This is a genomic window from Ensifer sp. NPDC090286 (assembly GCF_044769565.1).
Classification (GTDB): Bacteria; Pseudomonadota; Alphaproteobacteria; order Rhizobiales; family Rhizobiaceae; genus Ensifer.
The window spans coordinates 445,857-459,535 of the sequence record NZ_JBIVYF010000001.1; the positions used below are offsets into that span (position 1 = coordinate 445,857).

Annotated in this window: 10 protein-coding genes; 8 read left to right on the plus strand and 2 right to left on the minus strand. The window is 62.6% G+C overall.

The genetic code is table 11. From position 1 onward, the window contains the following. The first annotated feature begins 14 nt into the window (after window positions 1-14). From ACIQUG_RS02255 to ACIQUG_RS02265, 3 genes are all read left to right on the plus strand, one after another. Window positions 15-515 carry a DUF934 domain-containing protein gene (locus ACIQUG_RS02255; protein WP_402316943.1) on the plus strand — a complete coding sequence of 167 codons (501 nt, stop codon included), beginning with the start codon at window positions 15-17 and terminating at the stop codon, window positions 513-515. 147 nt (window positions 516-662) lie between these two features. Further along, window positions 663-1,475 carry a ferredoxin--NADP reductase gene (locus ACIQUG_RS02260; RefSeq protein ID WP_402316946.1) on the plus strand — a complete coding sequence of 271 codons (813 nt, stop codon included), beginning with the start codon at window positions 663-665 and terminating at the stop codon, window positions 1,473-1,475. A gap of 258 nt (window positions 1,476-1,733) precedes the next feature. Then, window positions 1,734-3,254: an acetyl-CoA hydrolase/transferase family protein gene (locus ACIQUG_RS02265; protein ID WP_402316948.1), complete on the plus strand. Its 1,521-nt coding sequence runs from the start codon at window positions 1,734-1,736 to the stop codon at window positions 3,252-3,254. A 69-nt stretch (window positions 3,255-3,323) separates the two neighbouring features. Here ACIQUG_RS02265 and ACIQUG_RS02270 read toward each other — a convergent pair whose 3' ends face one another. Further along, on the minus strand, window positions 3,324-3,941 hold the full coding sequence (locus tag ACIQUG_RS02270; protein ID WP_402316951.1) for a GntR family transcriptional regulator: 618 nt from the start codon (window positions 3,939-3,941) through the stop codon (window positions 3,324-3,326). 370 nt (window positions 3,942-4,311) lie between these two features. Between ACIQUG_RS02270 and ACIQUG_RS02275 the strand changes: the two genes are divergently transcribed. From ACIQUG_RS02275 to ACIQUG_RS02295, 5 genes are all read left to right on the plus strand, one after another. Beyond that, window positions 4,312-5,571: a ferric reductase-like transmembrane domain-containing protein gene (locus ACIQUG_RS02275; protein WP_402316953.1), complete on the plus strand. Its 1,260-nt coding sequence runs from the start codon at window positions 4,312-4,314 to the stop codon at window positions 5,569-5,571. Between the two features lie 110 nt (window positions 5,572-5,681). Continuing rightward, on the plus strand, window positions 5,682-8,846 hold the full coding sequence (locus tag ACIQUG_RS02280) for a c-type cytochrome (protein WP_402316956.1): 3,165 nt from the start codon (window positions 5,682-5,684) through the stop codon (window positions 8,844-8,846). 10 nt (window positions 8,847-8,856) lie between these two features. Next, on the plus strand, window positions 8,857-9,756 hold the full coding sequence (locus ACIQUG_RS02285) for an OmpA family protein (protein ID WP_402316958.1): 900 nt from the start codon (window positions 8,857-8,859) through the stop codon (window positions 9,754-9,756). A gap of 20 nt (window positions 9,757-9,776) precedes the next feature. Then, window positions 9,777-11,306 (plus strand): caspase domain-containing protein, encoded by a 1,530-nt coding sequence (locus tag ACIQUG_RS02290; protein ID WP_402316961.1) that lies wholly within the window; start codon window positions 9,777-9,779, stop codon window positions 11,304-11,306. Next, entirely contained in the window at window positions 11,303-12,832 is a 1,530-nt protein-coding gene (locus tag ACIQUG_RS02295) for a caspase family protein (RefSeq protein WP_402316964.1), read from the plus strand. Before ACIQUG_RS02290 ends, ACIQUG_RS02295 begins: the two co-directional genes overlap by 4 nt. A 70-nt stretch (window positions 12,833-12,902) precedes the next feature. On the opposite strand, the gene ACIQUG_RS02300 is transcribed toward ACIQUG_RS02295, so the two are convergent. Then, complete coding sequence (locus ACIQUG_RS02300) at window positions 12,903-13,679, minus strand: amino acid ABC transporter ATP-binding protein (RefSeq protein ID WP_043622118.1); 777 nt, start codon at window positions 13,677-13,679, stop codon at window positions 12,903-12,905.

The window sequence follows — 13,679 nt, forward strand, 5'->3', positions numbered from 1 at the left end:
TCCGAGGAACAGACATGACGAAAATCTGGAAGGAAACTGGTTTCGTGGGCGATGATCCATGGATCATCGAGACGGAGGAAACCAAGGCAGGCTCGAACGAGAAGGCGATCGTCGGTCTCGACGCCTTCCTTGCCAAGGTCGCAGACAGCGACGAAACCGGTCTCGGTGTGGTCATCGCGCCCGCCGACGACGTGACGAAGCTCGCACCACACCTCGATCGCCTGGCGTTGGTGGCGGTCGCGTTCCCGGCGTTCAATGATGGCCGCGCCTTCAGCCATGCGTCGCTATTACGCGCGCGTCTCGGCTTTAGCGGCGAGGTGAGGGCGGTTGGCGACGTGCTGATCGACCAGATCCCGCTGATGCTGCGTTGTGGCGTCGAAAGCTTCGCTGTCAGCAATGCTACGGCTCTGAAGCGCTTGTCCGAAGGACGCCTGCCGGGCATTGCCGTGCACTACCAGCCGACCGCCAAACCCTCGACCGACGCTAAATCCTATAGCTGGCGGCGGGTATCATAGGGTAGGGTTGGCCGCGACAGTGTGAAGCACGCCGAAATTCCCAAAAACGACTATATTTGGAAGAGATTTCCTTTCAACAAGGCGCAGCTTGGAATATCGGCTTATTGTTGATAGACAGGGTCATCATTTACAGGACTTGTAGCTAAGATGAATGCTCCGGCAAAAACGGAAGATTTCGCGATCCAGGCACCGGCGGGCGTCTACGTCGAGACGGTGACCAGCGTTGAACACTACACGGATCGGCTCTTCCGCTTCCGCATGACCCGCCCTGCCGAATTCCGCTTCCGCTCGGGCGAATTCGCGATGATCGGCCTGATGGTCGGCGACAAGCCGGTCTATCGCGCCTATTCGATCGCCAGCCCCGCCTGGGACGAAGAACTCGAATTCTTCTCGATCAAGGTGCCGGATGGCCCGCTGACCTCGCACCTGCAGGGGATCAAGCCCGGCGACAAGGTGCTGATGCGCAAGAAGCCGACTGGTACGCTGGTGCTTGACGCGCTGGTTCCCGGCCGCCGTCTCTACATGTTCTCGACCGGCACCGGCATTGCACCCTTCGCAAGCCTGATCCGTGATCCCGAGACCTATGAAAAGTTCGAGGAAGTCATCCTCACCCATACCTGCCGCGACGTCGCCGAGTTGAAATACGGCTTCGATCTGGTCGAGGAAATCCGCACCCACGAATTCCTGAACGAGATCGTCGGCGACAAGCTGCGCCACTATGCGACCGTGACCCGCGAGGAGTTCCCGTTCAAGGGCCGCATCACCGACCTGATGGTCAACGGCAAGTTCTTCTCCGACCTCGGCCTGCCGCCGCTCGATCCGGCTGTCGATCGCGGCATGATCTGCGGCTCGACCGCGATGCTGAAGGACACCAAGGAAATCCTCGAGGCCGCAGGTCTCACCGAAGGTGCCAACAACAAGCCGGCTGAATTCGTGATCGAACGCGCCTTCGTCGGCTGACCTTTTTTTGTGCAATTTATCGTTCGAGGGGCGCGCCAAGGGTGCGCCCCTCGTCGTTTAAGGCGAAACGCCGTCGAGCTATGCGTCGGCGGTAGTTCCGCCTTTCCCATTCTGCGTACCGCCCTGCGGTCCCAGCGGCTATCGTGCTCCTGCAAATCTTCATAGCGTGCGCACGCAGACATGCGAAAATAGGCGCACGACGAACCAAGCCCGCGCCGTCCTGATATGAGCCTCGTGGGCCATTTCTGGGAGTGCCCGATGAGCCATGTTCCGCCAACCGACCTGGAAGCCAGGATCCGCTGCAAACCGCTGCGTGATCGCATCGCCACGCCGGAAGAAGCGGCCGCGCTGATCAAGGACGGCATGACCATCGGCATGAGCGGCTTCACCAAGGCCGGCGACGCGAAGGCCGTGCCGCTTGCCATGGCCGAGCGGGCCGCACGGGAGAAGTTTCGCATCACGCTGATGACCGGCGCCTCGCTCGGTCATGACATCGACAAGACGCTGACGGAGGCGGGAGTTCTTGCCCGGCGCCTACCGTTCCAGTCGGATCCGGTTCTGCGCGCTGCGATCAACCGCGGCGAGGTGATGTTCATCGACCAACATCTGTCGGAGACCGTGGAGCAGTTGCGCTCCGGCCAGATCAGCCCGATCGACTATGCGGTGGTCGAGGCGGTGGCGATCACCGAAGACGGCGGCATCGTTCCGTCGACATCCGTCGGCAATTCCGCAAGCTTCGCGATCCTGGCGAAGAAGGTGATCGTCGAACTCAATCTCAGCCATAGTCCCGAACTCGAAGGCCTGCACGATATCTTCATTCCGGCGAAGCGCCCGAGCCGCACGCCGATCCCGGTCGTCGCCTGCGACAGCCGCGCCGGTTCACCCTACATCCCCGTCGATCCCGACAAGATCGTCGCCGTCGTCGTGACAGAAAAAGAAGACAGCGCCGCGCGCATCTCGCCGCCGGATGCCGAGACGACGGCGATCGCCGGCCATCTGATCGGCTTCCTGGAGGAGGAGGTGCGCAAGGGGCGGCTCGACATGACGCTCAATCCGCTGCAGGCCGGCATCGGCGTCATCGCCAATTCGGTGCTGAGCGGCCTCGTCGACAGCCCGTTCCATGATCTGCGCATGTATAGCGAGGTGCTGCAGGACAGCACGTTCGAGCTTTTCGAAGCGGGCAAGCTGAGCTTCGCCTCGGCGTCGTCGATGACGCTCTCCAGCGCCTGGGCCGATCGGGTGTTTCGCAATATCGGTGCCTACAAAGACAAATTGGTGCTCCGTCCGCAGGAGGTGAGCAACCACCCGGAGATTATCCGTCGCCTGGGCGTCATCGGCATCAACACGGCGCTCGAATTCGATATCTACGGCAACGTCAACTCGACCCATGTCGGCGGCACCGACATGATGAACGGTATCGGCGGCTCCGGCGATTTCGCCCGCAACGCCTTCCTGTCGATCTTCGTCGCCAAGTCGGTTGCCAAGGGCGGAGCGATTTCATCTGTCGTGCCGATGGTTTCCCATGTCGACCACACGGAGCACGACGTCGATATCCTGGTGACCGAACACGGCCTTGCGGATCTGCGCGGCCTGGCGCCGCGCGAGCGCGCACCCGTCATTATCGAGAACTGCTGCCACCCGGCCTATCGGGCGCTCCTGTCGGATTACTTCGGCCGTGCGGTTTCTACCCGTGGCGGACAAACGCCGCACATTCTGGAAGAGGCTTTCGACTGGCATGTACGTCGGCTGAAGACCGGCAGCATGATGCCGGTGGCCTGACGCGTTTTGACGAAACCAGTGCGAAAGCAATCGCTTACAGTGGTTTCTTTTGGTGGAGACAATGCTTCTTCAGGCGTCTGACAGGTAGCTCATCAGCTCAGCCATCGCGGCCGATGCGCCTTCCGCATCGGCCCGCTCGATCGCATCGATCACCGTGACGTGACGGCGGACCGAGCCGGCCATCTTTTCAGGCGAGGACGAAGCAAACCAGATGCGGCGGGCATGTGTCTGCAGCGGCGCAAGCGCTGCAGTCAGGAACCGGTTCGGGCAGGCTTCTTCCATCAGTTCGTCGAACACTTTGTCGGCGACGAGAAAGCCCTCCATATCGCCTGCCTCGAGGCAGGCGGCCATCTCCGCACCGCAGGCTTTCATCGCGCTTCTGTCTTCGGCGCTTGCGTGCGCTGCGACCAGAGCGGCCGCAAGCGGCTCCAGCTTCTGGCGCGTCTGCATGACATGCACCTGGTCGTCCGGCCGGATCGTGGTGATTTGCAAGCCGACGCGGGGACGGATATCCATAAGACCCTGCCAGGCCAGCTTCTGGATCGCCTCGCGAACCGGTGTTCGCCCAAGCCCGGCAAGTTCGATCAGCTGTCTCTCGGTGACCAGGGCGCCGGGTTCGAGCTTCAACGTGACGATCAGGCGTTCGAGCGCGAGGTAGGCGAGGTGAGCCTGGGATTGCGGTGACATGCCGTTCCTTTGGTCCTGATATATCAGCAGCTTGCACGATTTCCTGCAGCCAGGCAAGCGCCCAGATTGTCCGGATTTACGCCGGTCACGAGCCGCGGTTTTCCGGTGTGCGCGATAAAATAAGTGAATGCTTAAAAAATACGAATTTCAAAGGCATGAATAAACGAACCTCATAGGACGTTTCCAATCGGAATCGTGTTGACGAACCGAAAGGTGCTTGCCACTCTCCCAACAAGGCCTGCACACGAAAGAGGTGTGAGGGCCGTTGCGGCAAGAACCTGGTTGCATGTTTCCTTGGTCGTTGGCGATCGAAGCCAACAGGCACAAGGTTGGGCAACAACCGTCAGCCATCGGCGTTGAGGGGCGCAAGATGCAAGTGGGCGCGTTTCTGGTCTGGTCCTTGATGGCATTTGCGGCGCTGCTGGCCGTACCCGCAGTCAGTCACACCAATGCATTGACGACGTTTTCGCTGATGGCCTCCTCTGCCGCCTTCGTCGGCATGGCGGTCGCCCAGTTCATGGCCGCGCGCCCGCCGTTCGTCGAAGCGCTCTTTGGTGGCCTCGACCGCGTCTATCACTTTCACCGCAGGATCGGCATTTCGGTGCTGTGCCTCATTCTCGTGCACTATTTCCTGAAACCCGACTTCAAGGGCCTGGCGCTGACGAGCGGGCTGAACCAGCTAGCCGCATCCGCCGGAGAATACGCGTTCTACGGTTTCGTCGTTCTGCTCGTTCTCAGCATCGTCAAGATCATCCCGCGGACGAAGATCGAGATCCCCTACCATCTCTGGCGCTACACGCACCGCTTCATCGGCCTGCTCTTCGTGATGGTCGCTTTCCACCAGATGTTCATCAAGCGTCCCTATGACGGCACCGCGCTTCTGGCTGTCTATCTCAACATGTTCGCGACGCTTGGCATCCTCAGCTATGCCTATACCCAGCTGCTGCCGTGGCTCCGAACCCGTGGCTACGAAGTCTTCGATGTCGCCCGCGAGGACGGGGCGACGGTGATTGCGGCGCGGCCACTGCGGCGTGCCCTGCGCGCCAAGCCCGGGCAGTTCGGTTTTCTGCGGGTGCTGAAGCCGGGGCTGCGTGAGCCGCATCCGTTCACGATTGCCGGTATCGAACCTGACGGCATCGTGCGCTTCGCGATCAAGCCGCTTGGCGATTACACCCAGGCCCTGCGCGACGGCATCGCTGTTGGTGACCGGCTGAAGCTCGAGGGTGGCTATGGCCGCTTCAACCACCGCCGTGGCGGCAAGAAGCAGATCTGGCTCGCCGGCGGCATTGGCGTCACGCCGTTCCTGGCGATGGCACGGCATCTCAAGGGCGACGAGGGGCAGGACATCCACATGGTCTATTGCGTGCGCGACCGGCGCGAGGCGATCGGCCTGGAAACCTTCGAGGGGCAGGCCGGAAAGCTCGACAACTTCACGTTTGTCCTGCACGACAGCTCCGTGGACGGGCGTCTGGACGCGGCCAAGCTTGCGAGCAGCAGCGCGATCGATCCGGCGGACGCCGATCTCTGGTTCTGCGGCCCGCCGCCCCTCAGAGAGGCGATCGTCAAGGGCCTGAAAGATCTCGGCAAGCGGCCGAAGCGGGTTGAATTCGAGCAATTTCGGTTTCGATAGTGCAGCAGATTTCAGTAGCGATTCTATTGTTTTAGGGAGTGGGTTTCATGCGCGGTCTGCAGAGAAAGCGAGAAGGCACCTCGTTCTTGTCCGGCTTTGGCCGCGGATCTTTGGCCGCTTCATTCGCGGCGCTGGTCGCCGTCTCGCTCTGTCCCGCTGGCGCCTCGGCGCGCGATGCCTTCGCCGAGGATGCCTTCTCCACCTACAAGGCCAATGTCGACAACGGCAAATACATGTTCAACGCCGCTGGCTGCGGCGCTTGCCACGGCTCCGGCGACAACACCGAACTGCTATCGGGCGGCATGGAGATGAAAACGGCGATCGGCACCTTCTATGCGCCGAACATATCGCCGTACGCCAACGGCATCAGCGGCTGGAGCAATGCGCAGTTTCTGAACGCTGTGCTGGTCGGTCTCGATCGGGAGGGCAACAACCTCTATCCGGTCATGCCCTACACCTCCTATGGCGGCATGAAGCCGGAGGATGCGCTCGACATCAAGGCCTATATCGAGACGTTGCCCCAGGCCGATGCGGCGTCGAAAGAGCATGAGATCGCGTTCCCCTTCAGTCGCCAGACGACGATCACGCTGTGGAAGCGCAGCCACTTCACGGTGCCGGCCTACCAGCCGCGCGAGGAGACGCAAGCCGAGCGCGGTCGCTATCTGGTCGAGAATGTCGGCGGCTGCGGCGATTGCCACACGCCGCGCACCACGACCTACGGGCTCGACCTGGAGCGCGCCTATGAGGGGGAAAAGGATTTAAGTGGCGCGGTCGCGCCCGACATTAGCAAAGCGAAGATGGCCGGTCTTGCCTCGCCCGACGTTTTCACCAAGGGCTTGATCGAGGAAGGCAAGAAGCTCTCGGGCGCGCCGATCAGCGATCCGGTGATGCGGCGTATCGCCAAGGGGCTGAACGTTCTTTCGGACGACGATCGCCGTGCGATCTATGCCTTCCTTGCCGATCGCGAGGTAAAGGCGCCAGCGCCGGTGGCGCAATCGGTCACGGCCGTCTGCAAGGAGAGCACGGCGACCGAAGCGCTCGGCGGCGGCAATGCGGCGCTGGCGCAGCAGGCCGATGCCTTCATCGGCAGATATTGCCGCAATTGCCACGGACCGGGCGAGAGTTCGCAAGGCAGCTACCCGGCAGGCGACCTCGCTTCGATTGCCGCCGACGCAAACTTCGTGACCCCCGGTGACGCCTCGAAGTCGCGGCTCTACGCGACTGTCGTCAGCGGCCGCATGCCGCTCGGCAAGCGGCCCTCTGCCGAGGAGATCAAAGTCCTTGAGGACTGGATCAACGCCCTGAACGAAAAGAGCCTGCCGCAGACGGTCGCCGCAAAACCGGCGCGCGCCCGCCCGATGTTGGGTTATGGCCAGTTCGTCGACGCGGCGCTGAAGGACATCGAGACGGTCAGCGCCCTCGACCGCCCTTACATGCGCTACTTCTCCTATCGCGACCAGTACAACGGCATGATGGGCTGCGAGGACGACCAGACATTCATGAAACGGATGGACGTGCTTGCCGGTGGCTTCAAGAAGCTTCTGAATTCGCTTTCCTACGGGCCGAAACTGGTGCTGCCGACAGAGGTCGACGGCACCAACGGCTTGCTGGTGCGCGTCGATCTGCGCGAACTGCAATGGGATACGGCGGACTATGACTTCCTGATCAAGCGCTACTTCTATGGGATCGACCCCGACAGCGACGCGTCGCTTTCGGCGCTCTCGAAGGAAACGGCGACGCAATTGCCGATCATGCGGGTCGACTGGTTCATGAGCAACGGCGCGCGGCCGGAGATCTACAACCGTCTGATGAAGTTGCCGACCCAGATCGCCGAACTCGAAAAGCGATTCAAGATCGACGTCGCCGGCAACATTCGCAGGCGCGACGTGCTGCGGGCCGGGTTTGCCGACGGATCGTCCGGGGTTTCCGACCACAACCGCATGCTCGAGCGGCACGACATGCCGTTCGGCGGCTACTACTGGAAGTCCTATGATTTTGGCGGCGACGTCGGCAAGCAGGTGCTGAAGCGTTTCCCGCACGGGCCGCGAGAGCTGGCGCCGCTCGACGCGGGCCTCGTGCCGTTCGAGCACGACGGTGGCGAGATGATCTTCTCGTTGCCGAACGGCCTGCAGGGCTACTACCTCTCGACATCAGCCGGCAAACAGCTCGACGTCGGACCGACGACGATCGTGTCGTTCCGTAAGCGACCGATCGGCAAGGGTGTCGAGATCATCAATGCGCGGTCCTGCGTCGATTGCCACGCCGACGGTATCCTTTCGAAGCGTGATCAGTTGCGCGAGCAGATCGAGACGTCGACGCTCTTCAGCAAGGACCAGCAGGACGTACTGCTGGCGATGTATGTGAAGCAGGAGGAACTTGACGAAACCTATCGCAAGGACCGCGAGCGCTTCGTCAGCGCGCTGAAGGTGCTCGGCGTCACCGAGCCGACCCCCGATGGCGGCCTCCAGAGCAAGCACGCGCCGGGCGAGGCCGAGATCATCACCTACTTCGCCGACAAGTACGAGGACGAACTCGATTTCGATGCCCTGGCGGCCGAGTTCGACATGACGCCCAAGCAATTCTCGGAAGCGATCAAGCGGGTTACGAACACCGATGTCCTGCGCCTCGGGCTCGACTGGGTGACGACGCTGGAAGCCGGCGGCACCATTCCGCGCAACGAGGTCGAGCAGCAATATGCGTTGCTGATGGCGCCGCTCACCCAGCGCCGTCCGCTCGACACGACGGCGATCATCGTTGCCGGTTCCGAGCCGATGGCGGACGCCAGGCCGCAGTCGATCGCCGCCGCCGTGCCGGACTATCGCAAGGAGGATGCGGGGGCTGACCACAAGCTCGAACTGGCACTGAACGTGAAGTCGACGACGGCCAAGGTCGGCGACGAGCTTTCCTTCGAACTCAGCGCCAACCAGGCCTGCGAGTTGCAGATCCTCTATGTCGAGGAGAACGGCAATGTCGAGGTCATCCCCGACGTCATGATCGGCAACACCACGCTTAAGCCCGGCGAGCGACGCCTGATCCCTCAGCCGGGCACGGGCACGCTCACCTTCGACACGCCGGCGCCGGCCGAAACGATGCTGGCCTTCTGTCGCGCCGGCGGCCTCGGCGAGCAGAGGCTGACGGTGGAAAAGGCACGGCAGTATGTCGCGACGTCGCGGTTGCCGCCGACGCGGGGGCTGGCGATCAACCTGGCCAAGCGGGCGCAGGGCGATGCCGGTGCCAGCAGTGTTCAGATGGTGACGTTCGAGATCAAGGATTGATGGGCGAGCCATGGTTCAGCTACGGGCATTTCTCCTCGCTTCGGCCGCTTTGGCGGTCTTCACCGCGCCAGCCGTGGCCTGCGACGGCCTTCGCCTGGCTTCGGAGGCGCTGAACCGCGCCGACGAGGCCGGCACCAAGGTGGCGGCCGATCCCGTGAACATGAAAGGCTGCTCGGCGACCGAGATCGCGCTGACCCGGCGCGTCGTGGCGCTCGCAACCTTCAACCGCATTGCAGCGGCCGTGGGGCAGGGCGCCAAGCTTGAGACCTTCGAAACGGAGCTGACGGTTGCAAGCCGGGACGCCGGCGGCCCCTGGCAGATCCTCGACGCGCTCGGCGATATCAAGCGCGGGCGCAAGGATTACGACGCCGCGGCGACCGCCTATCAGCAGGCACTGGAAGATGCGGCAAACGAGGAGCTGACGCCCGATTGGATGGCACCGGACAAGGCCTATATCGAGCGGCTGGATCGCCTGGCCTCGGAAATGCGGCTCGCTGCAACCAAGCCGGTCAAGCTCGCCGCGCGCGGCGCCTGCAAGTTCTCCTATCGCGGTGTCTCGATCCGGAAGAAGGCGACGCCGGTGCGCTATGTCTTCGGCACGGCCGAGTTCACGCCTGAAGGTCTCGAGTCGGCCAAGGATCTATTCGAGTGCCTGAAGTCGGCAAAGCCGCCCGCAATCACCCTGATCGGTCACACCGACCCGGTCGGCACGCCAGAGGCGAACATGGTCTTGTCGATCGCCCGTGCCGAGGCCCTGGCGCATTACCTTGTCGATGAAGGCTATCCCGGCACCTGGACCGTTGTCGGCAAGGGCGAGGAGGAGCCGTTCAAGCCGGACGATCCAAGTGCCTATGACGAGATGATGCTGAACCAGCTCGACCGGCGGGTGGAAGTGGATGTGGGCAAGTGAGGGGGCTGCGGAAAACTCTGTTGGCGACAAGCTTGATCGCCTTGCCTGCATCCGTCGCCAACGCGGCGACCTCGGCGCTTGTTGTCGGCGTCGATGTCTATCCGCACGAAGTGAGCCTCGACGGCGCGGTCAAGGATGCGCTCGACGTGGCGCAGGCGCTGAAGGCGGCTGACGTCGGTCCGATCCGCCAGTTCGTCAACGAGCAGGCAACGAAGGCGGCCATACGCTCCGCCTGGATCGATTTGGTCGCTGGTGCGACGCGCGGCGATACGATCGTCTTCACCTATGCCGGGCACGGTGCGCAGATGCCGGAGCTGGTCGCCGGCAGCGAGGAGGACGGGCTCGACGAATTTCTCGAACTGCCGGGCTTCGACCGGGCACGTGCCGAGGAGACGGCAAGCGAAATCATCGTCGACAACGAACTCAGCGCCTGGTTCGCGGAGGCGGAAGCCAAGGGCATTCACGTGCTGTTCGTCTCCGACAGCTGTTATTCCGGCGGCATGAACCGCTCGATCTTCGGCAAGACGCGGCTGGCGCCGATGGTGCGCGCCAAGGTGCCGCCGCCTTCCAAGGAGGCGCTGTCCGGCGCCAAGGTGAGGGACGTGGAGCTGTCGCAGGTGACGATCCTCGCCGCATCGCTCGAAAGCCAGCCGACGCCGGAGGTGGTGATCGGCGGCGAGCCGCGCGGCGCCCTGAGCTGGAGTTTTGCCCGTGCATTGGAAGGTGCTGCCGATCGCGATGGTGACGGCCGGATTTCGCGGGTCGAACTCGAAGACTATGTGTTTTCCAACGTCAAGCTGCAATCGGAAGCCTTGCAGGTGCCGAACTTCACGCCGCAGTTGGCGCGCTCCGACAAGGAGATCGTACTGTCCCTGCCGCGCAGCGCCAAGGTCGGCGTGGCGCTAACAGCGAACGGCGCGAAGCAGACGCTGAAGTCGCCACGCGAAACCGGATGGACGGGTACGCTGCCATTGCGCGTCGTCGGTGAGATGCCTGATCTTGCCAATATCGGCGGCAATGGCATGCCCTATCGGTGGGAGGCGGCATCCGGGGTCTTCTACACGCCGAACGGGGACGTCGCCGCCGAACATGTCGCGCCCGAAAGGCTCCAGGGCGTGGTCGACAAATTCATCCTGGTGGATTTTCTGAAGGCGCTTGCGGCGCAGAGCCCGGGGTCCGTTTCGCTAAAACCCGTCAAGGACATCTATTTTGCCGGCGACCGCCTGAATGTCGAGGCGCCGCAGGGCGGCTATGCCAACATGCTGGTCTTCAACCTCGCCAACACAGGTGAAGCGCAGCTGCTCGACGTGCAGATTGCCGGAAGCGAAAGCCATGCCTTCAAGCTGCGTGACCTGGAAGTGGTCAAACCCTTCGGCGCGGACCATCTGGTCGCCATCGCGACCAATGCGCCTGTCGATGCGATCGCGGCCGCCTTCGCCAATTCGAACCTCGATGCCGCGGCGTTGCTGCGCTTGCTCGAAACGCGCCTGGAGGGGAGCGAAAGTACGATTGCCGTTCAACCGCTTTACACGAGAGGTCAGGGCCAATGAGCGCGAGCCTCAGATCGCGGGTGTCGTTCCTCCAGATCCTTGCGTGTTTCACGCTCCTCGCCGCTCCTGCGGTCGCCGGCGATCGGGCTTTGCTGGTCGGGGTCGGGAACTATCAGAACCTGCCGGCGGAGTTTTCGCTGCCGGGACCGGCGAACGATCTGGTGGCGATGCAAGGGCTGCTCACGGAACGGTTCGGCTTCGACAGAGCCTCGATCCGTGTACTGAAGGACGGGCAGGCGACCAGGGCGGAGATCCTGTCATCCATGAACGGCTGGCTCGTCGATGCGACCAAGCCCGGTGATCGCGTCTATCTCTATTTTTCAGGCCACGGACTGCAGGTGAAGGACGTGGATGGCGATGAGGCGGATGGGCTGGATGAGGCGATTGCGCCTGCCGACATCGCCGCCGGCGAAACGGATTGGCAAGGCGCTATCCTCGACGACGAGATCGATGCGGTGCTGGAGCGCCTGAAAGGGCGCGCGGTGACGGTCGTGATCGATGCCTGTCACTCCGGCACGATCTCCCGGTCACTGTCCGAGGACATTGCGAAGCCTATCGACGGCGCCCGCTTTCTCCCGCGTCCCGATGCCAAGCCGGTCGAGCAGGCTCTGACCCGCGGCCTTCGGATCGATCTTGCCCTCGTCGACAAGCCGAAGCTCGTGGAAGCCGGGGTGACCGCCTGGAGTGCGGCGGCGCCCTATCAGGTCGCCTGGGACGACGTCCGGCTTCCGACCGCGGATCGGCATGGTGTTTTCACCGCAGCCTTCGTCGCCGGCCAGACCGGCAACGCTGCCGATGCCAATGGCAACGGATTGATGAGCAACGCCGAGCTTCTTGAGTATGTAAAGGCGCAATCTGCGTCCTACTGCGCCTCGCAAGAACAATGCGGCAATCTCGACCCGCAACTGGAAGGCAAGCCCGAGGCGCTCGGCGACAGCGCGATGGTGCCGGAAAAGCGCGATGCGGATGGCAACGGGCAGGGCGCCGACCAGAACGCGAACACCCCGAACGCAGCGGTGCCGGTCTATCAGGCGGCCAACGTCATCGATGCCGTCGGTGATATCATCGGCAAGAGCGAAGCCGGCGATGTCACGCTCTCGATCGATAGGCCGACCACCATGAAGGCCGGTGAGGTCTTCAAACTGACGGTCAACAGCCAGATGGCCGGCAATCTCCTGCTTTTCGATGTCAGCGGCCAGGGCAAGGCAACACAGATCTTCCCGAACGAGTTTGCGCAAAAGATCACGACGCTGGCGCCGGGCGTGCCGCTGACCTTGCCGGATGAATATTACGGCTTCGATTTCGAGGCATCGGGCGAGGGGGACGGCATTTTCGTCGCGCTTGTCGTCAGCGATGCGGTCGACCTGAGCGATCTTGCGCCGATAGCGCGAGGCCTCAAGGTGGAGGTTGATGCGCGCCAGACCTTGAGCGAGATCGTCGCGCGGCTGCAGAAGAACTGGACAGAGGATCTCGACACGCGCGGCATCCACTGGTCGGTCGGCACCCTGCGCTATCGCGTCGAGTAGGATCGAGAACGGTAGAACGAAAAAACCCGCCTCGATGAGGCGGGCTTTTTTCGTGTCGTCTCGGCCGATCCTAGTGCAGGATCTGGCTGAGGAAAAGCTTGGTGCGCTCGTGCTGCGGATTGTCGAAGAACTCGGCCGGCGAATTCTGCTCGACGATCTGGCCCTGGTCCATGAAGATCACGCGGTTGGCCACCTGACGTGCAAAGCCCATTTCGTGGGTCACGCACAGCATGGTCATGCCTTCTTCGGCGAGCGACACCATGGTGTCGAGCACTTCCTTGACCATTTCCGGGTCGAGCGCCGAGGTCGGCTCATCGAACAGCAGGATCTTCGGCTTCATGCACAGCGAGCGGGCGATCGCCACGCGCTGCTGCTGGCCGCCGGAGAGCTGGCCCGGATACTTGTGTGCCTGTTCCGGGATCTTGACGCGCTTCAGGAAGTGCATCGCGATTTCTTCGGCCTGCTTCTTCGGCATCTTGCGGACCCAGATCGGAGCCAGCGTGCAGTTTTCGAGGATCGTCAGGTGCGGGAAGAGGTTGAAGTGCTGGAATACCATGCCGACTTCGCGGCGCACTTCGTCGATCTTCTTCAGATCGTTGGTGAGCTCGATGCCGTCGACGACGATCTTGCCCTTCTGGTGCTCTTCCAGCCGGTTGATGCAGCGGATCATCGTCGACTTGCCCGAGCCCGAGGGGCCGGCAATGACGATGCGCTCGCCGCGCATGACCTTCAGGTTGATGTCACGAAGGACGTGAAAGTCCCCGTACCACTTGTTCATTCCGGTGATTTCGATCGCGACGTCAGTCGCAGATACGGTCATTTTGGAAGCAGTGGCTGCGTTTGCCAT

Bases quoted from the DNA above. Each gene is read 5' to 3' on its own strand.
- ACIQUG_RS02300 (WP_043622118.1), bottom strand. From the start codon at position 13,679: ATGGCAAACGCAGCCACTGCTTCCAAAATGACCGTATCTGCGACTGAC.
- ACIQUG_RS02265 (WP_402316948.1), top strand. From the start codon at position 1,734: ATGAGCCATGTTCCGCCAACCGACCTGGAAGCCAGGATCCGCTGCAAA.
- ACIQUG_RS02285 (WP_402316958.1), top strand. From the start codon at position 8,857: ATGGTTCAGCTACGGGCATTTCTCCTCGCTTCGGCCGCTTTGGCGGTC.
- ACIQUG_RS02275 (WP_402316953.1), top strand. From the start codon at position 4,312: ATGCAAGTGGGCGCGTTTCTGGTCTGGTCCTTGATGGCATTTGCGGCG.
- ACIQUG_RS02270 (WP_402316951.1), bottom strand. From the start codon at position 3,941: ATGTCACCGCAATCCCAGGCTCACCTCGCCTACCTCGCGCTCGAACGC.
- ACIQUG_RS02295 (WP_402316964.1), top strand. From the start codon at position 11,303: ATGAGCGCGAGCCTCAGATCGCGGGTGTCGTTCCTCCAGATCCTTGCG.
- ACIQUG_RS02255 (WP_402316943.1), top strand. From the start codon at position 15: ATGACGAAAATCTGGAAGGAAACTGGTTTCGTGGGCGATGATCCATGG.
- ACIQUG_RS02260 (WP_402316946.1), top strand. From the start codon at position 663: ATGAATGCTCCGGCAAAAACGGAAGATTTCGCGATCCAGGCACCGGCG.